Annotated in this window: 23 protein-coding genes and 1 other RNA gene; 11 read left to right on the top strand and 13 right to left on the bottom strand. The window is 57.1% G+C overall.

Annotation, left to right across the window (positions count from 1 at the left end):
- Positions 1-18: 18 nt before the first annotated feature.
- The 4 genes from AC2VLR_RS03680 (at position 19) to AC2VLR_RS03665 (ending at position 1,386) form a co-directional block, all read left to right on the top strand.
- Positions 19-258, top strand: a complete 240-nt coding sequence (locus AC2VLR_RS03680; protein WP_486880899.1) for a hypothetical protein — start codon at positions 19-21, stop codon at positions 256-258.
- Positions 259-278: 20 nt separating this feature from the next.
- Entirely contained in the window at positions 279-593 is a 315-nt protein-coding gene (locus AC2VLR_RS03675; RefSeq protein WP_215844373.1) for a cell division protein ZapA, read from the top strand.
- An 8-nt stretch (positions 594-601) separates the two neighbouring features.
- Positions 602-782: non-coding RNA, 6S RNA (gene ssrS / locus AC2VLR_RS03670), on the top strand.
- Between the two features lies 1 nt (position 783).
- A complete protein-coding gene (locus AC2VLR_RS03665; protein ID WP_486880898.1) occupies positions 784-1,386 on the top strand; it encodes a 5-formyltetrahydrofolate cyclo-ligase in 603 nt (200 codons plus the stop codon).
- Positions 1,387-1,413: 27 nt separating this feature from the next.
- Here AC2VLR_RS03665 and AC2VLR_RS03660 read toward each other — a convergent pair whose 3' ends face one another.
- From AC2VLR_RS03660 to AC2VLR_RS03645, 4 genes are read right to left on the bottom strand one after another with little or no spacing between them, the layout of a single operon-like run.
- Entirely contained in the window at positions 1,414-2,061 is a 648-nt protein-coding gene (locus AC2VLR_RS03660) for a LysE family translocator (protein WP_486880897.1), read from the bottom strand.
- Positions 2,058-3,830, bottom strand: coding sequence for a M61 family metallopeptidase (locus AC2VLR_RS03655; RefSeq protein WP_486880896.1), 1,773 nt, complete (start codon positions 3,828-3,830; stop codon positions 2,058-2,060). The genes AC2VLR_RS03660 and AC2VLR_RS03655 overlap by 4 nt, the downstream gene beginning before the upstream one ends.
- Before the next feature lie 17 nt (positions 3,831-3,847).
- Entirely contained in the window at positions 3,848-4,393 is a 546-nt protein-coding gene (locus tag AC2VLR_RS03650) for an isochorismatase family protein (protein ID WP_486880895.1), read from the bottom strand.
- Positions 4,394-4,399: 6 nt separating this feature from the next.
- Positions 4,400-5,053: a protein-L-isoaspartate O-methyltransferase family protein gene (locus AC2VLR_RS03645; RefSeq protein ID WP_486880894.1), complete on the bottom strand. Its 654-nt coding sequence runs from the start codon at positions 5,051-5,053 to the stop codon at positions 4,400-4,402.
- A 141-nt stretch (positions 5,054-5,194) separates the two neighbouring features.
- On the opposite strand from AC2VLR_RS03645, the gene AC2VLR_RS03640 reads away from it, so the two are divergent.
- Both AC2VLR_RS03640 and AC2VLR_RS03635 read left to right on the top strand, forming a co-directional pair.
- On the top strand, positions 5,195-6,133 hold the full coding sequence (locus tag AC2VLR_RS03640) for an MlaD family protein (RefSeq protein WP_215844378.1): 939 nt from the start codon (positions 5,195-5,197) through the stop codon (positions 6,131-6,133).
- A 3-nt stretch (positions 6,134-6,136) separates the two neighbouring features.
- Complete coding sequence (locus tag AC2VLR_RS03635) at positions 6,137-6,781, top strand: ABC-type transport auxiliary lipoprotein family protein (RefSeq protein WP_486880893.1); 645 nt, start codon at positions 6,137-6,139, stop codon at positions 6,779-6,781.
- Here the strand turns inward: AC2VLR_RS03635 and AC2VLR_RS03630 are convergent.
- The 7 genes from AC2VLR_RS03630 to glgA form a co-directional block, all read right to left on the bottom strand.
- Complete coding sequence (locus AC2VLR_RS03630) at positions 6,775-7,251, bottom strand: universal stress protein (protein ID WP_486880892.1); 477 nt, start codon at positions 7,249-7,251, stop codon at positions 6,775-6,777. The genes AC2VLR_RS03635 and AC2VLR_RS03630 overlap by 7 nt on opposite strands.
- On the bottom strand, positions 7,244-8,998 hold the full coding sequence (locus AC2VLR_RS03625) for a proline--tRNA ligase (protein WP_486880891.1): 1,755 nt from the start codon (positions 8,996-8,998) through the stop codon (positions 7,244-7,246). Before AC2VLR_RS03625 ends, AC2VLR_RS03630 begins: the two co-directional genes overlap by 8 nt.
- 225 nt (positions 8,999-9,223) lie before the next feature.
- Positions 9,224-10,135, bottom strand: coding sequence for a L,D-transpeptidase family protein (locus AC2VLR_RS03620; protein WP_486880890.1), 912 nt, complete (start codon positions 10,133-10,135; stop codon positions 9,224-9,226).
- Positions 10,136-10,280: 145 nt separating this feature from the next.
- A complete protein-coding gene (locus AC2VLR_RS03615) occupies positions 10,281-11,354 on the bottom strand; it encodes an FIST domain-containing protein (protein WP_486880889.1) in 1,074 nt (357 codons plus the stop codon).
- A complete protein-coding gene (nth, locus tag AC2VLR_RS03610; RefSeq protein WP_486880888.1) occupies positions 11,336-11,983 on the bottom strand; it encodes an endonuclease III in 648 nt (215 codons plus the stop codon). Before nth ends, AC2VLR_RS03615 begins: the two co-directional genes overlap by 19 nt.
- Before the next feature lie 59 nt (positions 11,984-12,042).
- The gene (locus tag AC2VLR_RS03605; protein WP_486880887.1) at positions 12,043-12,459 is read right to left on the bottom strand and encodes a hypothetical protein; all 417 of its coding nucleotides are present in this window, start codon (positions 12,457-12,459) and stop codon (positions 12,043-12,045) included.
- A 144-nt stretch (positions 12,460-12,603) separates the two neighbouring features.
- The gene (glgA, locus tag AC2VLR_RS03600; RefSeq protein ID WP_486880886.1) at positions 12,604-14,055 is read right to left on the bottom strand and encodes a glycogen synthase GlgA; all 1,452 of its coding nucleotides are present in this window, start codon (positions 14,053-14,055) and stop codon (positions 12,604-12,606) included.
- Between the two features lie 117 nt (positions 14,056-14,172).
- Between glgA and AC2VLR_RS03595 the strand changes: the two genes are divergently transcribed.
- Positions 14,173-14,742, top strand: coding sequence for a 3-deoxy-D-manno-octulosonic acid transferase (locus tag AC2VLR_RS03595; protein ID WP_486880885.1), 570 nt, complete (start codon positions 14,173-14,175; stop codon positions 14,740-14,742).
- Between the two features lie 287 nt (positions 14,743-15,029).
- Here AC2VLR_RS03595 and AC2VLR_RS03590 read toward each other — a convergent pair whose 3' ends face one another.
- Positions 15,030-16,733, bottom strand: coding sequence for a hypothetical protein (locus AC2VLR_RS03590; RefSeq protein ID WP_486880884.1), 1,704 nt, complete (start codon positions 16,731-16,733; stop codon positions 15,030-15,032).
- A gap of 163 nt (positions 16,734-16,896) precedes the next feature.
- Between AC2VLR_RS03590 and AC2VLR_RS03585 the strand changes: the two genes are divergently transcribed.
- From AC2VLR_RS03585 to AC2VLR_RS03570, 4 genes are all read left to right on the top strand, one after another.
- Positions 16,897-17,343: a DUF1841 family protein gene (locus AC2VLR_RS03585; protein WP_486880883.1), complete on the top strand. Its 447-nt coding sequence runs from the start codon at positions 16,897-16,899 to the stop codon at positions 17,341-17,343.
- 43 nt (positions 17,344-17,386) lie between these two features.
- Complete coding sequence (locus tag AC2VLR_RS03580; RefSeq protein ID WP_486880882.1) at positions 17,387-19,174, top strand: M3 family oligoendopeptidase; 1,788 nt, start codon at positions 17,387-17,389, stop codon at positions 19,172-19,174.
- A 3-nt stretch (positions 19,175-19,177) separates the two neighbouring features.
- Positions 19,178-20,551, top strand: a complete 1,374-nt coding sequence (gene fumC / locus AC2VLR_RS03575) for a class II fumarate hydratase (RefSeq protein WP_486880922.1) — start codon at positions 19,178-19,180, stop codon at positions 20,549-20,551.
- Between the two features lie 231 nt (positions 20,552-20,782).
- Positions 20,783-21,904 (top strand): 3-deoxy-7-phosphoheptulonate synthase, encoded by a 1,122-nt coding sequence (locus AC2VLR_RS03570; RefSeq protein ID WP_486880881.1) that lies wholly within the window; start codon positions 20,783-20,785, stop codon positions 21,902-21,904.
- A gap of 13 nt (positions 21,905-21,917) precedes the next feature.
- On the opposite strand, the gene vapC is transcribed toward AC2VLR_RS03570, so the two are convergent.
- The coding region (gene vapC, locus AC2VLR_RS03565) for a tRNA(fMet)-specific endonuclease VapC (protein WP_486880880.1) at positions 21,918-22,375 on the bottom strand (458 nt) is incomplete at its 5' end.

Genomic DNA, 22,375 nt, shown 5'->3' with positions numbered 1-22,375 from the left:
CTAAAAGTGGGTGGCGCAGTGTTAGAATCCCGATATGAGTCCCTGTTTGCAGAGTTGGAGAATGCTATCACGGATTATCGCGGATTGCGTCGCCAACGGGAAGGTGATGGTCGCAACCGCCATTCGGTGCAAGCCCTGCAAGCCCAGATTCAAAAGCTGAAAACCGAAAATCGTATGCTGCAGGAGCGCCATGAAGAAATTTGTGCGCGCCTGAATGAGTTACTGGCACAGGTCAACTGCTGGGAAAACGAGCTATAAAATCATCAGGGAGAAGTAAGGTGTCCGAAGCAAAATCCTCAAATTCCATCAGGCAGATTACAGTCACTCTGTTGGATCAGCATTATCAGGTTCCCTGCGCGGACGAAGAACAGGAACTCTTGCTGGAAGCGGTGCGGCTGCTCAATCAGCAACTGGAAGCAACGCGTAGCCGTGGCAAGTTACTGAATCGGGAAAGAGCTGCATTGATGGTGGCCGTGAATCTCGCGGCAGACTTGCAGCGTGCCCGGCAAGCCCTGGAAGAAAGGGAACGGGACCTGCAATTGGTGGAACAACGCCTGCAGCAACTGGTTGACAGAGCCAGGGGGTCAGAGTAGCTTGAACTTGCCTCCTGCGAGGCACGAGTGGCCGAGACGATTCCTGAACCAATACTGTCTATCCAGGGAATCCCCAGTCATCATCGCGGTGTGCAGTGCCCTTGCGGCGTAGCCTGAAGCGATGTGTGGATTCCCACCTGTTCATCAGGTTCTGGGGGTAGCGGGCCGCACGACCATCGCGGGAGGTTTTTTGTTTTCAGACAGTACCAAGAGCGATTTGCGCAAAAAAATGCGGCAGCAGCGCCGTTCTCTTTCTCCGCAGGCATTGCAGCAGGCATCCCTGGGCCTTTGCCAGCAGATTCTCCAGCTTCGGCACTACCAGAAAGCCCGCCACATTGCCCTATACTGGCCAATGCAGGGTGAAATCAATCCGCTGCCATTGCTCTATCATCTTCGCAGTTTCCGTAAACACTTTTACTTGCCGGTATTATCCGGGAGCTTCGCCCAAAAATTGCGCTTTGCGCCTTTCCACGCCAACAGCCGGATGCGTCCCAATGCTTTTCGTATTCCTGAACCTCTGGTGGCCGCAGCATCTTTGCTGGGGCCGCAGGATCTCGACCTGCTGATTCTGCCGCTGGTGGCTTTTGATGCGGAAGGTTACCGCCTGGGTATGGGCGGAGGATTTTATGATCGCAGTCTTGCCAGCTTGTCCCATCGGCAACATTGGCAGCATCCACATCTGTTAGGTGTGGGGCATGCCTTTCAGCAGGTGGCGCATATTCCCCGCGAGCCCTGGGACGTCCCTCTCGGCATGGTGTGTACCGATCAGGCTTGCTACCGGATACCGCTCTGAACGGAAAAGTTTTTTGGGATGAATCGCCTAGTTCTCGTTCAGCATTGCCATGACAAAAAGGGTGATACCCAGAGTCATGAAAATACTCCCCGTAGCGCGTTGCAAAATCTGATTAGCGCGGGGGGTACGTAACAGGCTACTGATTTTGGTTCCCAGTTGTGCATAAAACATATACCAGCTCATTTCGATGAGCCAGAAGGTAAAAATCAACTCCGCAAATTGTACCCATGGGTTTGCATGTGGGCGCATAAACTGGGGAAGAAGGGCCACAGTAAAGAGAATGGCTTTAGGGTTGGTGATGGTCACCAGCATCCCGGTGCGATACAAGGTCGCGGCACTATGTGCTTTTAAGCGCGCAGTAGTCATACTGGAAAGCATTTTTGAGCCTTGACCGGCGGCTTTCCAGGCCTGTATCCCCAGATAAATCAGGTAAGCAGCCCCAATCAGGCGTACCAGATCAAAAATACGGGGCCAGGTTTGAAAAAAAAGCCCCAGGCCGCCTGCTGACAGGGTGATCATCAGCAACAAGGCGGTCATGCACCCTGCCATAGTGGCCATGGAGCGCTTCCAGCCATACAGGGCGCCATGGCTCATCACCAGCATCATGTTGGGGCCTGGAATGGCGGAAATCACCAGGACGGTGAGGGCATAAAATATCCAGACATGCAGGCTCATGCCGGTGAAAGCCAGGCGTCACGGCGGGCACGCACGACGGCATCGACGTCTTCCAGACATTCCAGCCAGTAGGTGTCCTGAACGGGAGTGACCGGCGTGATCTGCGTGCTGTAAAGTACGTCTTCGCGAAAATACTGCAGTTGCAGCGGACAGCCTGGAATGCTGCTGGCGATTTTTTCGGCGAATTTTTCCGCTGTGGCCCGCTGTCCCTCCAGGGCGATAATAATATCGTCGGGAGACAGGCCTGCCTGTTCGGCCGGGCTGCCGGAAAGTATCTGACGCAATTGCACGCCCAAGGCATGAGATTTCCAGTGCGCACCGATCCAGGCCGACGGTAAGGTGCGGGCGTCCTCTCCGCCCGCATCACTGAGGCTGCTGGCGGGGCGCTGCTGCAGGGCGATACCCATGCGTGCCAGCAAGGCAGCCAGAGGCAGTTCGGCGCGTGCTTCCAGCCAGCTTTGAACCTGACGAGCCATGTCAGCTCCGGCCAGATCGGCGATCAGTGATAGGGCGGCACCTTCCGGCAAAGGCTGCTTGGTCTGTCCGTAATCCTGCCAGAAGCGGGCGAGCAGGTTGTCCAGGGACAGCTTGCCAGCGCTGTCCAGGCGCAGGCTCAAGTCCAGACACAAGGCCAGCAGTGCGCCCTTGTTGTAGTAACTGATTTCAAAATTGGCGCTGTTGACGTGGGGGTGATAGAGCTTGAGCCAGGCGTCTTCGCTGGATTCGGCGACACTCTGCAGAAATTGACCGGGGCGGCGCTGCAAGCGGGTCCATTCCTTGCCCAAACCCTGTAAGTACTGTTCCGTAGAGAGGAGTCCCGCCCGGCGCAGGCATAAATCGTCATAATAGGAGGTGATTCCCTCAAATACCCATAAATCCCGGGAGAGCTCCGCCTTATCCAGAGCGCTGGCGCTGAACACCCCAGGCCGGATCGCCTGAACCAGCCAGCTGTGAAAATATTCATGGCTGACCAGCCCCAGAAAGCGGCGATAATTGTTCGGATCGCGACCGTTAAGGTCATCCCGGGCACAGACGAGGGCGCTGGAAGCGCGATGTTCCAGGCCGCCATAGTCATCACTGCGCGCCTTGCACAGAAAATGGTATTCCGCAAAGGGAGACTCCCCCCAGAAATTCTGCTGCCAGGTGCAGATGCGGGCCATGTCACGCCCCAGCGCCTGCAGATCGGCGTCATGGCTTCCCTGAATCAGCAGGTGGTGAGGGAGTCCTCCGGCCTCAAAATTCAGCAGGGTAAGGGTCCCCATCAGCATGGGGTGGTCGATGAACGCCCGATAATTTTCGGCCTGAAAATCTCCCCAGCCCCATGTTTCTCCGGAAATACGGGGCATGGATGTACCTAACTGCCACTGCTCCGGACCGCTGATGGATAGGGTATGGCGATTTTGTTCCTGCCCCTCTACCCGCAAAAACAGGGCAGGGCCGTTAAAAAAACCGCCGAGATGATCCAGAAAAGCGGTGCGTACCGATTGATCCAGAGCATACACCCGGTAAGTGATCCGCAGCGCTCCGCTGATGGCCGCGCTGATCCAGCGATCCGTGGCGATTTTGCGTAAAGAAACAACCTCTCCCAGAGATTCTGCGGTAATCTCGGTAATATGCCGGGCCAGATCGCGGATGGTATAGCTGCCCGGAACCCAGGCTGGCAGAGCCAATACCTGCCCGTCGGGATCCGGTTCGGCAATATCCAGCACAACCTGAAACAGATGGGCGTTGGGTTCCATGACGACGGTATAGCGGATAGGGGCTTGCATTGAGGGAAAACTCCGGTTCAGCGCCAGGCCGGAGCCAGGCTGCGAAATTGGGGATGGGCAGCATCCCCAATCCATTCATAAAAAACCGACTCGGCCACTGCCACCGTAACGCCAGCCTGACTCAGGCGTGAGAGCGCAGACTCGGCCTTGTCGGGGTCACGACTGGCGCAGGCATCAGCGACGACAACGGGTTGCCAACCGGCGTGATGCAAATCCAGAGCGGTTTGCAGCACACAAATGTGGGTTTCCACCCCGGTGATCATGACTTGTGGGTGGGTATTATAGCTTTCCAGCCAGTCGCGAATGACCGCATCTCGCCAACAGGAAAAAGCCGTTTTGGCAAAAGTCTGCGGACAGTTTTCGCGCAGGTCATCACGAATCGGACCTAGACCCTGGGGATACTGGGCGGTAGCCAGACGGGGAATTTCCAGGGCCGCTGCTGCAGCCAGCAGGCGCCCGCTGTTTTGGATGGCCGCATTGCGCGCCGGCTCAGGAATGGCGCTCAGCAGGCGGTCCTGCATGTCGATGTTGAGGAACAGGCTCTGCCGGGCTTCTATGCGCATGTTCTCTCAAAAAACAAAGGGGCGGGGGACCGGTGGATGACGCAGGGGCGGGACTTCTGTCTCAAAAAGATCGCTACTTTCATAGGTGTCCAGCCGGGTCCGGGTGATGCGCCGCATACGCATGGCTGGCCCCGTACCGACGATAGCCAGCAAACGTCCGCCCACGGCCAGTTGTTCCTTGAAAACCTCGGGTAAGACAGGCAAGGAGCCGGTAATGCAGATGGCATCATAAGGCGCATGCCTAGCCCAGCCCGTCGAACCGTCACCGACATGAATCTGGGCATTATGAATGCCCTGCACACGCAGGTGACTTTCGGCCTGTTGGGCGAGATCAGACCGGTCTTCAATGCTGTGCACCATGCCAGCCAGCCGTGCCAGGAGTGCTGTCAGATAGCCGGTGCCGGTGCCAATTTCCAGCACCCGGTGATTTTCTTGCAGATCCAGTTCCTGCAGCACCCGCGCTTCCATTTTGGGCGTCCACATGTACTCACCGTGGGCAATGGGCATGGCGAAATCGGCAAAGGCCAGATGGCGATAGGCCGTAGGAATAAACAATTCCCTTTTGACTTCCGTGACAATGGCCAGAACGCGCGGATCGAGCACGTCCCAGGTGCGAATTTGCGTGTCGATCATGGTCCGACGCAGGGTATCAAAGTCCATAGCTTACAGGGGCTCCAGTGAGTTTGCCTCATTTAGTCATGGGTTTTCGGGCAAGTCAATTGTTTGTCCTGCATGCTGAGGATTGGCTTGCCCCGTTTCCTGTGCTCCAATAGGCAGATATTAAATGCAGGAGTCACTTTCTTGGAAAGCCGTGCGCACGCCTTGGTTGCTGTGGTGTTTTTGCTGGTGCTGGGTGTTGCCGTGGCCATTGTCGGCCTGTGGATGCATCACGGTGAAAAACCCGGGATAAATTTTGATGTGATATCGCCTTATAGTGTGACCGGCCTCAGTCTCCAGGCGCCGGTGCGTTTTAAGGGCGTGCGGGTGGGCGAGGTGACGGCCATCGGTCTGGATCCGGGCGATCCACGCATGATCCGGGTGCGAATCAAAGTCGATAAATCCACCCCCATCACCCGCGCTACCTTTGCAGAATTGGCACCCCAGGGAGTTACAGGACTCAGTTATTTATCGCTGACGGATAAGGGCACCGATTTTGCGCCCATTACCCGCAAGCCGGGACAGGTGGCGGAAATCCCCATGCACCCGAGTTTTTTTGAGGTCCTGTCACGTAACGGTGAATCCTTGGTCAACCGCAGTAATGAACTGGCCGACCGTCTGAATGATCTGCTCAATGATCAGAATCGGGCGCGTTTTGGGCAGACTCTGACCCATCTGGATCAGGCTACTCAGGATCTCGTGCAAATGGAAAATGCCCTGATGCCGGCGCTCAAGGCGCTACCGGCTATGGTCGCGGCGACTCAATCCACCATGGTCGCCAGTCATCAATTGATCCAGCATCTGGATGTGCTGGCGGTGAATGCCCGGAAACCGCTGGCCAGTGCGACCCAGGCTGCAGCATCCCTGCAAAAACTGGGGACCACCAGTGAACAGGCCATCAATACCCTCAATTATCAGACCCTTCCCCAGGTCAACCGGTTAACCCAAAGTCTGTTGCATAGCAGTGCCGAGCTTTCTGGTCTTGGTCAGTCCCTGAAGCAATCACCCCAGTCCCTGATTTATGGTACCCGGGGACCGCCTCCGGGGCCCGGTGAGTCGGGTTTTTCTGCAGGAGCACACTGATCCATGTTCAATACGCCAAAGCAATCTAGCTGTTGTACTGCCCTTCGTCTGGGCTTTTTAGCGGTAATGGTGTTCGCCGGAGGCTGCGCCGCTGCTACTCCCTGGCAGACGCCATACAACATCAATGAGGTCCACCCTGTTGCGCTACCTGGCAGAAAGGCAGTCAGCCAAACGGTTCCGGTGGTCTTGCAGTTGGCTCCGGTGAGCGCATCGCCCTGGCTGGATACAGATGCTTACCAGTATCATCTGCTTTATCAGAATCCCCAGATGCTGTTGTCTTACCGGGATGCGCGCTGGGTAGGGACTCCCGCAGAAATGCTGGAGTCACGTTTGCTCCAGCAGCTTCAGCGCAGTCATGTCTGGAAGGCGGTACTTTCCGGGCAATCCAGTGGCGCGGCGCAATATGTGCTGCAGGTGCAACTGACCAATTTTGTGGTCAATTTCAGCGCGGCGCAGGCAGGAAAAGCGCTGGTGGCGGGTACGGCCACCCTGGTGAACGCCCATGACTATCAAGTCATTGCCCAGCAGCAGTTTACGGACAGCGTCGCGCTGAGCACCGCTTCCGCAGCGGGCGGAGCCAGCGCGATGGCCAAGGCCAGCAATGATTTTGTGAACGCCGTGACAGATTGGGCTGCCGGAGTTCAGTGAAGGGCCTTGATCACCAGCACGGACGACTGCGCGTGCTTGAGCACGTCATTGGCCACAGAGCCCAATAACAGCCGTCCCAGACCGCTGTGCCCGTGGCTGCCGACCACCAGCAGGTCGACTGCATGGGTCTTGCCATAATCGGCTATGGCCCTGCCGATATTATCCGCGCTTTCTTCCAGGATCATTTCCGCCTTCAGACCTTGTGCTTCGAGCAGTTTCTGCAGCTTGTGCATTTCGGTGTGAGCCAAATGCAGCAGTTTTTCCCGGATATCCAGGGTTGGCGGGAGAATTTCTTCGGGCATCTGCAAATTCAGCATCTGCGGATTAAAAACATGCAGCACGGTTAGTCGGGCCTGGTGCAGCTGTGCTTCCCGGGCAGCGGCCATGACCACTGGTTCCGCCATTTCAGAGAAATCCACCGCCACCGCCACATGCTGCACCGGGAATGTATCCGTAACCTTATTATCCATGAGCTTGCTCCTGATGCTTCTGATGTTCCTGATCTGCGGCGCCGGACAAGCCGGCAGCTAGATGGGCCATGAGTTCGGCTTCACTCAGCAGGGTATTTTCGGTGGCGCGTCTGGCCCGATATTCCCAGACATTCTGGGCCAGCACCTTGTCACTGACCACCACCCGATGGGGTAGGCCGATCAGGTCCATGGTCGCAAACTGGACACCGGGGCGCTCATCCCGGTCGTCGAGCAGCACACTGTAGCCAGCTTTTTCCAGGCGGTCATGCAAAGCCTGCGCCGCCGCCGCCACTTCTGGAGACTTGCGGGCATGGATGGCGACAATACCCACATCAAATGGCGTCAATGCCGCCGGCCAGATAATGCCGCGCTCGTCAAAATGCTGTTCCACCGCCGCCGCCACCACCCGGGATACGCCAATACCATAACATCCCATGGTCACCAACGCATCGCGGCCACTTTCATCCAGCACGGTCAACCCCATTTTTTCGCTGTAAGTCTGGCCCAACTGAAATACATGCCCTACCTCAATGCCGCGACGAATGCCGAGTGTGCCCTGCTGACAATGGGGGCAGGCATCGCCGGCTGTCACCTCGCGCAGATCGGCGGCATCCGGACTGGGTAAATCCCGCTCCCAGTTCAGGTTGATCCAGTGCAGATCGGCCATATTGGCGCCGGTACTGAAATTGCGTAGCCCCAATACCCGCAGGTCCGCCAGGACGGGCAGGGATTCGGGCAGATTTTTGGGACCGATGAAGCCCACCGGCGCGCCCGTTGCCGCCTCGGCTTCTTCGGGCGTCGCCATGCGTACTTCATCCACCTGAAGGGCATGGGCGGCCTTGATCAAATTGAGGCTGTCATCGCCGCGCAAGAGCAGCAGATAGGGCTTGTCCTCGGCGAGGACCAGCACCGTTTTGACGATTTTGCTGGTGGCAATACCCAAATGCTTTGCCTGGCCGTTGACGCTGCGAATCCCCGGGGTAGCGACTTGCTCGGCTTCCAACCAGGCTTCCTGCTCGGCTGCCGGGGCTGGACTGCAAGCTTTTTCCATATTGGCGGCATAATCGCAATGACTGCAGGAAACAATGGCATCTTCCCCGGAATCGGCCAGCACATGAAATTCATGGGAACGCTTGCCGCCAATGGCCCCGTTGTCTGCCTCCACTGCCCGAAAATTCAGGCCCAGACGAGTAAAGGTCTGCTGGTAGGCGTCATACATGCCCTGATAGGTGATTTCCAGAGAAGCATGATCCATGTGGAAAGAGTAGGCATCTTTCATGATGAATTCCCGCCCCCGCATCAGTCCGAAACGCGGCCGGATTTCATCCCGGAACTTGGTCTGGATCTGATAGAAGTTGACGGGCAATTGCCGGTAGGAATGAATCTCGCGCCGGGCCAGATCGGTGATGACCTCCTCGTGGGTTGGTCCCAGGCAGAAATCGCGTTGATGACGATCTTTGAGGCGCAACAACTCCGGCCCGTATTTTTCCCAGCGGCCCGATTCCTGCCAGAGCTCCGCCGGTTGGACCACCGGCATCAGCACTTCCTGGGCTCCGCTGCGGTCCATTTCTTCGCGGACCACCCGCTCGACCCTGCGCAACACCCGCAAACCCAAGGGCATCCAGGTATAGAGCCCCGAAGCCAGGCGGCGGATAAAACCCCCGCGCAGCAGCAGTTGATGGCTGACAAGTTCAGCCTCGGCAGGAGTTTCCTTGAGGGTGGGGATGAAAATCTGGCTGGCGCGCATAAAAGTCTCGAAGGTAAAGGTAGCGCACAGTGTAAGAAAGGGGCTGGCACAAAGGAAGAGGGAATGATCAACAACCCAAGTGTTCGAATGTACAAAAAGCGACAATCTTACGGCTTGCCTGTCTGGATGCAGACATCAGCCTGGAAGATGTTTACGCCGATCTGAAGTGAATGTCCTGAGACCAACCGGGGTGCCCTCTGTCAGAGGGTGTAATATTGCCGTCGCTTAAAGCGGTTCCGGAATCCCATTGGCTGCTTTCAGCCAGTCTTGCGCCATGCGGGAGTCAATCGCCTTGCCGGGAGGGAGATGCTGAGTCAGCCAGGCAGAAAAAGCCTCTTGAGTCTGTGCTGCAGGCGCTTCGCTCGTCGCGGAAAAAATCTGCAGGTAATCGTGGCCGTTGTCGTGTCCCAGTAGCCAGGGTTGGTTGACGATCAGGACCGGGATGCCGGCAGGAACTTTGGCAAAAAGTGCGGCAATATCTTCGGGGTAGAGCCGGATGCAGCCATGACTGACGCGCATGCCGACGCCCCAGGGCTTGTTGGTGCCGTGAATCAGATAGCCGGGCAGGGCCAGGCGCAGGGCAAATTGCCCCAGTGGGTTGTCAGGACCCGCAGGAACAACCGCCGGCAGGGGGTCGCCATTTTCTGCATGTTCTTTGCGAATGCTTTCCGGAGGCGTCCAACTGGGGTTGGCCACCTTGACGGTGATGCGGGTTTTACCCAGCGGGGTTCCCCAACCTTCACGGCCGACCCCGATGGGGTAGGTGATGACTTCCGGAGGCTGTCCTGCCTGGATCGGGGGATAATAAAACAGACGCATGGCGGCCAGGTTGATGACCATGCCCTGACGGGGAGCGTCAGGCAGGACATATTCCGTAGGCAGCACAATGCGGGTGCCTTCCCCCGGCAGCCAGGGATCAACCCCGGGGTTGGCAGCGGTAATCTGGTCGTAGCCGAGATCATATTGCCGGGCAATATCCGAGAGGGTGTCTTCATGACGGGCGGTAACACTTTGAATGGCGCCTACCATGTTGTCACCAGCAGGAGGCAGTAAATAGGTACTCGCCCGGGCTGCGGTAAAGCCGAACATCATCAGCAGGAAAAAAATGCTGGCGGTGAGTGTACTGGGCTGGCGCATGATGATTCTTTTCTGGTAGCTAGCGTATGCAGATATTCAAGCATAGTTGTCAGGCATGAACCAGGGTGCGATTAAGAATGAGGTGCAACAACTATGGTCCAATATGGCCGAAGTTGGTGGAGGAGAGGCGAAAAGTATTGATAGATCAGGTGGATTCCACTGCCGTCCCTGAAAACAAAGTGTAAACCTTGCTGTAGCGCAAGAAATGAGCCCGTTGATGGCGGGGGAACAGCTCCCCCATACCATAGGCGCCGAGCATGGGTACATCTGGATACTGCTCCCGCCAGATACTTAAATCCCGATCATCCTGACCAAAAAATCCGGCATCCCGACCGATGGAGCTGGAGATCCAGGCGAAAAGGGGCGGTTTATGATCACTCGCAGCCTGATCCAGGACGATGCGGGTATCGCGCTCGGCAATGGCCGGATCGCGCAGGCTGAGAAAAGCCCGGGCGTTATCAGCCAGGGGCCTTTCCAGCCATAACCCGCTGCGATTGAGATCGGTGGCACGGATATGCAGCCACTCGGGCGGGGCATCGGGCAAGGCGTCGGCCCGGATTTCGCCAACGAGCAGTTGTTCCAGCGGCAGGCGGCTATCTTTGCGAATACTCACGGGAATATTCTGGGCGAGCAGGGGCAGGGCCATATAGCGTTCCAGTTGCAGAAGCAGGCTGCCTTCCTGTAAATGCACCGGTAGCGGTGCGCTCAAGGTGCGTAGGCCGGCGGACCAGAGGCTCTCGGTGTTGATCCCCGAAAAGCCCAGTTCCAGGCTGTCGCGGGGGCTGGCCTGATACCAAAAACGGCCACTCCGACTGCTGAGGCTGCCAAAGCGGGGCGCTTGCTCCAGCCAGTCTCCTTGCAAATGCTCCAGGCGTCCCCAGGCCAGGGCGGCATGGTTTTTTTGCGGAGCTTGCGGAATCAATCCCAGCGGGGCGCAAAGGAGGAGCACGGCGCAGGCGTTTTCTCCAAGCGCCTGGTCTTTTTCGGTAAAAATGCCCGGAAAAGTGCCGGTAGCTATCTGCAGGCAGGAGAGTGCCCGCATCTGCTGCTGCAGCATGGCTGGGCTGATAGCCGCCAGTGTTGGGCTGAACAACAGCAAAGCGCCTGTAATGTGCTGGCCGGAGAGCTTTTCCCGGGCTTCGGCGATGGCCGATTGGAGCAGGTCTGCCGGAGACTGATGGCCGCGTGCAAAACCGCTGGCTACTTTTGCTGGACCCACAGTACCTTGTCGGGCCAGGCGCAGCAGTGGAACAGCGCGCAGCGTTCACAATGGGGCCGGCGGGCGGTGCAGGTATAGCGGCCATGCAGAATGAGTAAATGATGGGCATCCTGCAGATATTCGCCGGGAACCTTTTTGAGCAGGGCCTGTTCTACCGCCAGGGGCGTTTTTCCGGGAGCGATACCGATCCGGTTGCCGACCCGGAAAATGTGGGTATCCACCGCGATGGTGGGTTGCCCGAACTGGGTATTGAGGACTACATTCGCGGTTTTGCGCCCGACCCCGGGCAGGGCTTCCAGCGCCTTGCGCTCGGCGGGTACCTCGCCATGATGCCGGTCCAGCAGTTGTTCGGCCAGGGCATGCACATGCCGGGCTTTGGCATTAAAGAGGCCGAGACGGCGAATATGCTGCTTGATGCCTTCCTCACCCAGGGCGGCCATGCTGCGGGCATCCGGAGCGGCGGCAAACAAGGTGGCGGTACAGAGGTTGACGACTTTGTCGGTACTCTGGGCAGACAGTACAACAGCTACCAGTAGTTGAAAAGCGCTGGCATAGTGGAGTTCGGTGCGGGGTTCGGGGATGCTGGCGCGAAGCGCGGCAAAGCACTGTTTGACGTGTTTGGCATCCATAGGTTTTTTTGACCGGTCAGCAGATGAAGTAGACGCACAGCTGCTGACCGGAAGGATAATCAGACGTGACGGTAACGACCGATTTCCGGGGCTTCGGCGCGGGGATGGCTGGCAGCCACGGCATTGGCAGCAGCAATCCACTCTTCGTGATCATGTTCCAGAGCGTGCATCATGTCATGATCCAGCTTGGGCAGGATGTTGCCCTTGATGAGTTCACCCAGATCCAGCATCCGGGTAGCGACTGCATAGCCATGCAGATGGAAATCGTGACCGGCATGGGTGCCGAAATGATCGCCGGCAAACAATACGCCCTTGGCCGCCTTGAGGTCAGGATCATTCATGACGTAGTCCTTAGCCCATTTGTACCATTCTTCAAAGTATTTTTCCTGGGCTTCGAGACTCCAGTTGTGGGCTTCAAAAAAGGCAAACACGGATACGCGGTTAGCTTTGCCGGAAAAGGGGAAATGACCTGACATCGTGCGACTCCTCATGCATGTGGGATAAAAGTCATCGCAGCATTGTAGCGGTTTATGGCTCTGGCGCAACGTAAAAGCTTTTTTACGGGGATAATGATCTCCAATGACCTGGTTTTCAGAACGGTATGACCATGTTTTGGGGTTTTATGTGCGTGTCAGAATCTGCTGATAAAGCCGCTGATAAGCCAGGGCCGAGTGCTCCCAGCTGAAGTTTCCGGCCATGGCCTGTTGCTGGAGCCGCTGCCAGGCCGCTGGTTGCTGGAAGAGGGCAGCGGCACGGAGTACCGCATGGTGGAGGTCGTTACTGTGGGCCATGCTGAAGACAAAGCCGTTGCGTTCATGATCCCGGGCAATATCGCCCGCATCCACCACAGTATCGGCCAACCCGCCGGTCTGGTGGACAATGGGGAGTGTTCCGTAGCGCAGGCTGTACATCTGGTTGAGGCCGCAGGGCTCAAAGCGGGAGGGCATGAGAAAGGCGTCGGCACCCGCTTCAATGCGGTGGGAAAGTCCTTCGTCAAAACCAATGTGAACAGCCAAGCGACCGGGATGGATGGCGGCCAGTTCCTGTAAACGGGCTTCGTAATGCTTTTCACCGCTGCCGAGAATGGCCACCTGCATGCCGCGCTGGAGCAGATCGGGGAGCACCTCCAGGACCATATCAATGCCTTTCTGGTCGACCAGACGGCTGATCATGCCCAGCAGAAAAACGTCGGCTTGAGCTTCCAGGCCGAGATGCTGCTGGAGTTGTGCCTTGCATTGACTTTTGCCAACCAGATTCCGGGCATGATAATGGGCCGGCAGATAAGGATCAGCGCGAGGGTTCCAGTGCACTTCGTCCACTCCGTTGAGAATGCCGCTGAGTTGCCCCGCGCGTTGCTGAAGCAGTCCTTGCAGTCCCATGCCGAAAGCATCGGTCTGGATTTCCTGCGCATAGGTCGGGCTGACCGTACTGAGCCGGTCGCTATACACCAGGCCGGTTTTCATGAAGGAAAATGCTCCGTATAATTCCGTACCCTGCCAGTGAAAATCAGCGCCGGGCAGATGCAGCTCAGTCATGATGGCCGGGTCGAAACGTCCTTGATAGGCGAGATTATGGATCGTGAACAGGGTCGCGGGCCGGGTATTACCCACCCGGGTTTCCAGTTCCAGCAGATAGGGGATCAACCCGGTTTGCCAGTCATGCACATGGACCAGATCAGGGCGCCAGTCCAGACCCGCTACCCGTCCCTGGGCCAGTTCCACCGCTACCCGGTTGAGCAGGGCGAAGCGCCGGGGGTTGTCAGGCCAGTCCTGGCCCAGGGCATTCTGGTAGAGGCCGCCCCCCCGCTCGTAATAGGCGGGATAGCGCAGGAAATAGACCTGGGGGCGGTTTGTCGTTATCCAGATTTCCGCCGCTTCGTGAGTGTAAGGCACATTCACTGAGCAGATCCGGTGCATTTCGTTCAGATCCGGGCGACCGTACCAGGGTACCAGCACCCGGATGTCGTCACCCAGTTGCTGCAAGGCCAGGGGTAAAGCCCCTCCCACATCCGCCAGACCGCCAGTTTTGGAGTAGGGCACCATTTCCGAGAGGACAAAGAGGACTTGTAACATTTTGGGTTCTTCAGTGAGTGACTTGTTGCTAACATATCACAAAACACTTTTTGAATGATGGCCTCAGGTCGCCTATGATCGGGCAAGATATAAATCCGCAGCGGAGGAGTGGTTGGTATGGAATGGTGCGAACGCTTTAAGGAATATCGGGATCGGGAACGCTGCGTGGTGTATTTCCCCAATTTGCACGAAGGGGAAGATGCAGAAGCCTATGGCATTTTTCTGAATCTGATGCGGGTGAAAATGGGGATCATGATTCTCGCCCCCGATCGGGAAGAACGCTTCGAGCCGGTCTATCGGGATGCGCTCAAATATCATCTTCAGACCATTCGTCACAGCCGCCTGTTTACCAGTTATGTGCCCTTGAAGACCCGGGTATATTTTGTGGAAACGGCTGAAGTACGGGACGCTTTTTATCCCTGCGCGGATTTTTGTGTGCCCGGTGGCACCCTGGTTGCAGGTCCGGTAGATCTGGCCCGGCCCATCGCCGATGGCTGTCCGCTGATTCTCGGCCCGAAAATGCCCGATAATGCTCTGCGCCAGGGGCTGCTGGCAGCCGGCGCCGCCGTCTGGGCACAGGACAACAACCAGCTGATCGATCTGGCCAAGGCCTGGCTGGCTGACCCTGCTGCGGCAAAAGCTGCTGCCGAAAAAGCCCGGGAGTGGTGGGCGCAGCATGGGTCATGAAATTTCAGGAAGGCTGTCTGCTCATCATGCTAGTGAAGACGCCATTTTATTTCGCTGGACCAACTGATCATCCACAAAAATACGAGTTGAAAGACGAGCCGAGCGTTGAGTATCCAGGGAGCTATATCTGGATATCTTGATGTATGCATTGACATATAAACATTGGCCGGGATGATGTGGTGGCTTTCATCAAGGAGGGTCATGATCAGCGCATTCATCAATAACTATTAAAAAGCCCCGGTCCACAAGTAGGCCGGGGCTTTTATGCAGCCAGAATAAGGGAATGCTTAGCTGGCTTTCAGGGACTTCATGAAAATCGTCGCAAAACGGATGAAGAACTTGAGCAGGTACTGGGTATCCTTGGCGAAGACAATTTTCATCAGGCCAAAAATACCGCCGCCCTTGTTGGCTTCGTTCTGCATTTCGGTTTTGGTCAGCTCCAGGGCCCTGACGGCCTTGTCCACGCCACCGGCAAATACGGCGTCTGAAGGGATCATGGGGACAACCTTGCTCATGACCATATTGATTTTGCCCACCAGGCCGGCCTTCTGCAGGTTGCCTACCAGGGCAAACACATCCGGCAGCATATCGATCAGATGGGCATCATGAAGACCCTGAACAATGTCTTTGATGCGATGGTTGATGCTTTCCGCATCCCCCTTGAGGGCTTTGCTGCCAATCTGGGCAATTTCCATCCAGACCAGGGCGCCCTGACTGATGGTGCTGCCAATGTGCTGAATGGTGCCGTCATGCCACAATTCGGCGATGAAGTCGGCGCCGGTGCCAAAGGCGATATTGAGATCGCCGCGCGGGGTGAGGATATCTTCGAGGCGGATGCCCTTGGCTTCCAGAGCCTTGGCGGCAGACTGCAAAGAGCCGCCGACGGTTTCAGCCATTTTCAGGAGACCACCCACACGATCGGCTAGGCTGTCTGCATCTCCCTGGGCCAGATTTTTGGCGCGCATGGCAATTTTCAGCCACTTTTCAGCTTCTTCGGCCAGATCATCCAGTTTGTCGGGGAGATCGATATCGTTGATGATGCCCTTTACCGCGCCGATACCATCCTTGCCCGCCTGCACAAAGAAGCCGGCGCTGGCAGCGTAACCGGCCAGATGCTCGACCTGATCCAAAAGTCCTTCAACGCGGGTGACCATATCTACGGAGCCATCCCCCTGGGTAAGGTTCTTGACGCGCATGGCGACCTGCATCCAGCGATTACCGCCGGAACCGATGCTGGCCAGGGCGTTGCCCATATTGGCGCTTTCCAAAACTTCCGGCATGGTGTCACGCAGGGTGCCGATAGCAATATTCATCTGCCCACCGAGAATCTCGGCCATGTCGAGCATGCCGCTCAGGCGAGTTTGCAGATCGGGGGCATCGCCCTGAATGAGACGCTGGGCGCGTTTGGCCATCTGGATCCACTGATCGGCCATTTCCTGAATTTCGTCGAGGCGGTCAGGCAAATCCAGTTGCCCCACCATGTTGCCGACTACGCCCACGCCCTGCTTGGCGCTTTCCACCCAGTACTGAATGGTGGCCGTGCTGCTGTGGATTTTCTGCACCATTTCTTCGGGGTTCTCGCCGATGATCGGGCATTTCAGTTCGGCACTGAGGGCGGCCACCGAGGCGAAAAATCCCGAGCGCTGCAGATTGCCAAGCAGTTGCAGGACTTCTTTCAGGGTTTTGTCGAGTTCGGCTTTCTGGGCGTCGTTGATGAGGGCGCGGAGACGGTCCAGGGGCTCTTCATCAGAGTTGCCCTTGACGAAAGATTGCAGGGATTCGGAAATGCCCTGGAGTTTTTCCATGTAGGGCTGCATGGTTTCCATCAGTTTGTCGGTGTCGATAGCCTGGGGGAGTTCATTGAGAACATCGCGGAGCATCTGCAGCATATCCTGGACCTGCAGGGCGGCATCGCCGACTTTTCCGAGCCCTTCCCACTGGCGTTCATTGAGACTTACTACTGCTGCTGGTACTGTATTCGCGTTGGCCATGATGCGCTGATCTCCCGCTGAAATAATGCTGCGATAAGTGCTTTTAATGTAAACAAAGCAGGCTTTGTTTAAGACTTGCCTTATTTACCACAAAAAACGGTTCTTTCCTACCCACGACAATGGGTCCTATGATCGTCAACCAGACATTGGCAGGCTAATTATTATGCTTTATGGCAGTAAACGAGAAACATATCGGCAAGTCTTTCTCGACAGTTGGCGGGCTTTTCGCGCTGGCCGACCGCTGGAGGGGGTGCAGACCCGCATTGTCGAGATCATCCTCGAACATCCGGAATATCAGGCCTTGCTCGAAGATGCCGAGCGCGGCCTGGAGCGGGATTTCCCCCCGGAGCAGGGTCAGAGTAACCCCTTCCTGCACATGTCCCTGCATCTGGGGCTGGCGGAAATGTTGGCAATGCAGCAGCCACAGGGTATCGTGCCCCTTTACGCCCTGGCCTGTGAAAAACGCGGTAAAGTCGATGCCGAGCATTTGTTTGTCGATTGCCTCGGTGAAATGATGTGGCAGGCGCAGCGGCAGGGAGCATCACCGGATATGGCTGCCATGCTCGCCTGTGTACGGCGCGGGCTTGGTTTGCCTGATCTGGCAGAGTGATTATTACTGAGCGTGCTCTAATGGGCATGGTGGAGAAAAATTCATGGTAAAACAAGCGACGACAGGTGCGGAAAATATTCACTGGCACTTACAGGATCTGTACACAGGAATGGACGATCCTCAGATCGAAGCAGACATGCGCTGGGCCAATACTGAAGCAGAAAATTTTGCCCGCCAGTATCGCCCGGGTCTGGACGATCTGGATGCTGCTGAATTGGCCGTTGCCATGCAGAAACTGGAGGCCATTCGTCAGCGGCTTGGTCGGGTGGGGGCTTTTCGGTATTTGAGTTACGTGACCCATGCCGATCAGCCCGGCTATGGTGCCGCCTTGCAGGCTTATGAAGAAGCCGCCACAAGCATCAACAATCAATTGATATTTTTTGATATTGCCTGGAATGCCGTGGATGATGCCCGAGCGGAAACATGGCTACAGGACCCGGCGTTGGCGCACTGGGCGCATTTGCTGCGTAACTGGCGGATGTACCGGAATCATCTGCGCAGTGAAAGTGAAGAGCAGATTCTTTCGGAAAAACGGGTTACCGGCAGGGCGCTCTGGGAGCGCCTCTTTGATGAAACCCTGACGGAAATGCGCTTCCAGTTGCGGGGCAAGGCCATGACCGAGCAGGAGGTCCTGACCTTGCTTTCCAATCCCGACCGGTCACTGCGCCATGACGCGGCGGAGTCCTTGAGTGTCGGGCTGGAAAGCCGTCTGCATACCCTGACCACCTGCTTCAATGCGATTCTGGCCGACAAAGCTCTGGATGACCGGCTGCGGGCTTATCCCCACTGGCTGAGCGAGCGGAATCTCAGCAATGAGATTTCCGACAACATGGTGGAGGCCCTGGAAGCGGCGGTAGTCTCCCGCTATTCCCTGGTAGCCCGTTATTATCGGCTCAAGGCCAAATTGCTGCGAGTGTCGCCCTTGATGGACTATGACCGCTACGCACCGATTTCCAGCGAAGCGCGGCGCTATGACTGGGGGGAATGTCAGCGCATTGTGCTGGCGGCAGTGCATGATTTTTCTCCCGAGTTGGGCGCCATCGGTCAGCGCTTTTTTGCTGAGCACTGGATTGATGCGGCACTTGCTCCCGGCAAGCGCGGCGGGGCTTTTGCCCATCCGGTCACCCCCGACGTGCATCCTTACCTGATGGTGAACTATACCGGTACGGTGCGCGATGTGATGACCGTTGCCCACGAGCTAGGGCATGGTATCCACCAGTATCTGGCCCGGGAGCAGGGCTATCTGAATGCCGATACCCCCCTTACCACAGCGGAAACGGCTTCGGTGTTCGGGGAAATGCTGACTTTTGAGCGGCTGATGCGCGAGGAGCAGGATCCGCAGCAACGCCTGACCCTGCTCTGCGGCAAAATCGAAGATACTTTCGCCACCATATTCCGGCAGATGGCCATGCACCGCTTCGAAGTAGTGATGCATCAGGCCCGGCGTACGGAAGGGGAATTGAGCAAGGAACGTCTGGCCGAATTGTGGATGCAAACCCAGACTGAGCAGTTTGCCGATAGTATCCAGTTCAGCCCCGGATACCGCTGGTGGTGGAGTTATATTCCCCATTTCATCGGTTCCCCGGGGTATGTGTATGCCTATGCTTTCGGGGAGTTGCTGACCCTGGCGCTGATTCAGCGCTATCGGGATAATCCCGCCGGTTTCGTGCCAGGTTACATTGCCATGCTCAAGCTGGGAGGCAGCAAGGCGCCCGCCGAGGTTGTCGCGGAAACCGGGGTCGATCTGGGCAGTCCGCAATTGTGGTCACAGGCCCTGGATTATCTGGCCAGTCTGGTGGATGAGGCGGAAACCCTGGCTGGAGCACGCTGAGTGATGCGTCAGGAAAAAGACAGCATGGGTCTGGTGGAGGTGGCAGATACGGTGCTGTGGGGCGCACAAACCCAGCGCTCTCTACAGTATTTTGCCATTGGTAGTGAACAGATGCCGCTGGCGCTGATGCATGCTCTGGTCCGCATCAAGCGCGCCGCTGCCCGGGTCAACAGTGAACTGGGTCTTTTGTCCGATGATCTCGCCCGGCACATCGAGGCCGCCGCCAGCGAAATGCTCGATGGCCGCTGGGATGATCAATTCCCTTTGCACGTCTGGCAGACTGGCAGCGGTACCCAGAGCAACATGAACGTGAATGAAGTCATCGCCAATCGTGCCAATGAATTGGTCGGTCAGCCCCGGGGCAGCAAATCACCGGTGCATCCCAATGACCATGTGAATCTCGGACAGTCATCCAATGACACTTTCCCGGCGGCCATGCATATGGCGGCGGCCCTGGCGGTGCATCAGCAGTTGTTGCCGGCACTGGTAGATATGGAAGAGCGGCTGGCCGAAAAAAGTCGGGCTTTCGCCGCCATCATCAAGGTGGGGCGCACCCATCTGATGGATGCCGTTCCCCTGACCCTGGGGCAGGAGTTTTCCGGCTATCAAGCCCAGGTGCAGATGGGTATTCAGGGGCTGGAGCAGGCATTGCCGGCGCTCTATGGCCTGGCTCTGGGGGCTACCGCCGTAGGTACCGGCCTGAACTGTCATCCTGACTTTGCGCAACGGGTTTGCGCCCGACTGCACGCTGAGCTGGGCTTGCCCTTTCATCCGGCGGGCAATTTTTTTGCGGCCCTGGCTGGTCATGAAGCCCTCCAGCAATTGAGCAGCAGTCTGCGCCTGACCGCCATGTCCTTGCTGAAAATAGCCAATGATATTCGCTGGATGGCTTCTGGTCCCCGGGCTGGCCTGGGAGAGTTGCGACTTCCTGAAAATGAGCCGGGTTCTTCCATCATGCCCGGCAAGGTCAACCCGACCCAGGCCGAGGCGCTGACCATGGTTTGCGTCCAGGTTTTTGGCAATGATGCGGCCATTGCCTTTGCCGCATCCCAGGGCAATTTTGAGCTGAATGTTTACAAGCCGCTGATTATATATAATGTGTTGCAATCTGTTCAGTTGCTGGCAGATGCGGCCCGCTCATTCACTGAACATTGTCTGCAGGGCCTGGAGCCAGTGGCAGAGCGTCTGCAAGAAAACATGGAGAAATCCCTGATGCTGGTAACTTCCCTGACCCCGGTGATCGGTTACGAGCGGGCGGCGGCGGTCGCTCAGCACGCCCATCGGGCCCGCTGTACCCTACGCGAGGCGGCCATCCATTTGGGCTATCTGAGTGGCGAGGCTTTTGATGCCCAGATGCGTCCGGAGGATATGCTTTAGGCTCGGGGCTTTATGCTCAAGCCGAGCTTGCTGTGCCTTGATCCCGGCCACTGCCGGTTTGAAATGGGCAGCAGCCATTCGTCCAATGGCTATGGGCGGAGCGTTCTGGAGGCTGATCCTCGGATCATGTTATCCTTTGGTCCGGCTCATCCTTTCCGGACACCGCCTTGGACTCTGCCCCCGCCCCTTGGGGCCAATAAAACTTTCATGCCATGCAAGAGGATGTAGAACATGATCCTGATTCTAGAAGCAGATCTGGCGGAACAGTCCCCGGTTTTTCAACAGTTGCTGACCCGCCTCAAGGCCCTTCCCGATATCCAGTTCCGGATTCACCAGGAGCAGGGGACGGAACAGTTGTTGAGCGAAATTTATCTGATTGGTCATACCAAGCAGCTGCGGGTGGAAGACATGGAAGCCTTGCCGGGGGTGAAGCAGGCCATCCGGGTTTCCCGCGAGTACCGCATGCTCGGCCGGCATTCCGGCGACCAGAGAGCGCAGGGTTTTGATTATAATGGCGTGCATTTTGGTCAGGATAATCTCAATGTCTTTGCGGGACTTTGCGCGGTGGACACCCGCGAGCATGTCGAGCAGATGATGAAAGCTCTCCAGGACAATGGCCAGGTCTGTACGCGGATGGGCGCCTACAAGCCGCGCACCAGTCCCTATGCCTTCCAGGGCCACGGCAAAGCCTGTCTGCCTTATGTGTTTGAGCTGGCGGGCAAGTATGGTATGCGCGTGATCGCCATGGAAATTCTCCATGAATCCCACATGGATGAAATTCGTGAAGCCCTGGAAAAAACTGGACACCCGACCGGGGTGATGCTGCAGATAGGCACCCGTAACACCCAGAATTTTGAGCTACTCAAGGCGGTAGGCCGGCAGACCGAGTTTCCGGTGCTGCTCAAACGCGGTTTTGGCATTACCCTTGAAGAATCCCTCAATGCCGCCGAATATCTGGCTTCCGAGGGCAATACCAAGGTAGTGTTCGGGCTGCGTGGCATGAAAAGCAATCTGGGCGACCCGCACCGCAATTTCGTGGATTTTGCTCAGGTACCGACAGTCAAGCGTCTCACCCGGATGCCGGTCTGCATTGATCCTTCCCACTCGGTGGGCAGCCGCGACGCAGGGCCTGACGGGATTCCGGAAGTTTTCCAGGTGACGGCCGAGGGCGTCGTGGCCGGTGCCAACATGATTCTGGTGGATTTCCATCCTGATCCAGCCACCGCCCTGGTGGATGGTCCCCAGGCCTTGCTGCTCAAGGAACTCCCCTGGTTTCTGGAAGATGTCCGCCTGGCCCGGGAAACCTACGAAGAACGGGTGCTGCTGGCCGCCGCCCAAGGGGTTGGGGAGTGAGGGTAGGATAAGCCTACCGCCGCATCCAATCCTCAACCCGCAAACCGGGAACACGCGCAAACTCACGCAGATTGTTGGTCACTACGATCAAACCGGTACTGCGGGCATGCCCGGCAATCATCTGGTCATAGGGTCCGATGGGTTGTCCCATTCTCGCCAGCTCAGCGCGCAACTGTCCAGTATGTCTGGCCGCTTCAATTCCATAATCGAGGACTTCCAGCCGCGCGGCAAATCCTTCAATTTCTCTCAGGTTGCGCTCAGCTGCTTGGGATTTTTCCGCGCCATACAGCAACTCCATCAGCGTAATGGTGCTGATGGCCATTTGACCGTAATGGTGCTGGAATTGTCGCTGAATTTCTGGTGGCTTGCGTTTGATTGCGTATTCTGGCCCATCGTGGGCAGTCATTCTGAATGATCGTGGGCGGTGATTCTGGGCGATGGTGGGCAATGATTCTGGCGGATCGTGGGCAG

The organism is Acidithiobacillus sp. TH-A117 (assembly GCF_057473465.1).
This window is presented reverse-complemented; position numbering and strand designations above follow the sequence as displayed.

Bases quoted from the DNA above. Each gene is read 5' to 3' on its own strand.
- AC2VLR_RS03625 (WP_486880891.1), bottom strand. From the start codon at position 8,998: ATGCGCGCCAGCCAGATTTTCATCCCCACCCTCAAGGAAACTCCTGCC.
- AC2VLR_RS03595 (WP_486880885.1), top strand. From the start codon at position 14,173: ATGGAATGGTGCGAACGCTTTAAGGAATATCGGGATCGGGAACGCTGC.
- AC2VLR_RS03660 (WP_486880897.1), bottom strand. From the start codon at position 2,061: ATGAGCCTGCATGTCTGGATATTTTATGCCCTCACCGTCCTGGTGATT.
- AC2VLR_RS03590 (WP_486880884.1), bottom strand. From the start codon at position 16,733: ATGGCCAACGCGAATACAGTACCAGCAGCAGTAGTAAGTCTCAATGAA.
- AC2VLR_RS03585 (WP_486880883.1), top strand. From the start codon at position 16,897: ATGCTTTATGGCAGTAAACGAGAAACATATCGGCAAGTCTTTCTCGAC.
- nth (WP_486880888.1), bottom strand. From the start codon at position 11,983: ATGGATGCCAAACACGTCAAACAGTGCTTTGCCGCGCTTCGCGCCAGC.
- AC2VLR_RS03655 (WP_486880896.1), bottom strand. From the start codon at position 3,830: ATGCAAGCCCCTATCCGCTATACCGTCGTCATGGAACCCAACGCCCAT.
- AC2VLR_RS03630 (WP_486880892.1), bottom strand. From the start codon at position 7,251: ATGGATAATAAGGTTACGGATACATTCCCGGTGCAGCATGTGGCGGTG.
- glgA (WP_486880886.1), bottom strand. From the start codon at position 14,055: ATGTTACAAGTCCTCTTTGTCCTCTCGGAAATGGTGCCCTACTCCAAA.
- AC2VLR_RS03605 (WP_486880887.1), bottom strand. From the start codon at position 12,459: ATGTCAGGTCATTTCCCCTTTTCCGGCAAAGCTAACCGCGTATCCGTG.
- AC2VLR_RS03580 (WP_486880882.1), top strand. From the start codon at position 17,387: ATGGTAAAACAAGCGACGACAGGTGCGGAAAATATTCACTGGCACTTA.
- AC2VLR_RS03650 (WP_486880895.1), bottom strand. From the start codon at position 4,393: ATGCGCATAGAAGCCCGGCAGAGCCTGTTCCTCAACATCGACATGCAG.
- AC2VLR_RS03620 (WP_486880890.1), bottom strand. From the start codon at position 10,135: ATGCGCCAGCCCAGTACACTCACCGCCAGCATTTTTTTCCTGCTGATG.
- AC2VLR_RS03570 (WP_486880881.1), top strand. From the start codon at position 20,783: ATGATCCTGATTCTAGAAGCAGATCTGGCGGAACAGTCCCCGGTTTTT.
- fumC (WP_486880922.1), top strand. From the start codon at position 19,178: ATGCGTCAGGAAAAAGACAGCATGGGTCTGGTGGAGGTGGCAGATACG.
- AC2VLR_RS03635 (WP_486880893.1), top strand. From the start codon at position 6,137: ATGTTCAATACGCCAAAGCAATCTAGCTGTTGTACTGCCCTTCGTCTG.
- AC2VLR_RS03645 (WP_486880894.1), bottom strand. From the start codon at position 5,053: ATGGACTTTGATACCCTGCGTCGGACCATGATCGACACGCAAATTCGC.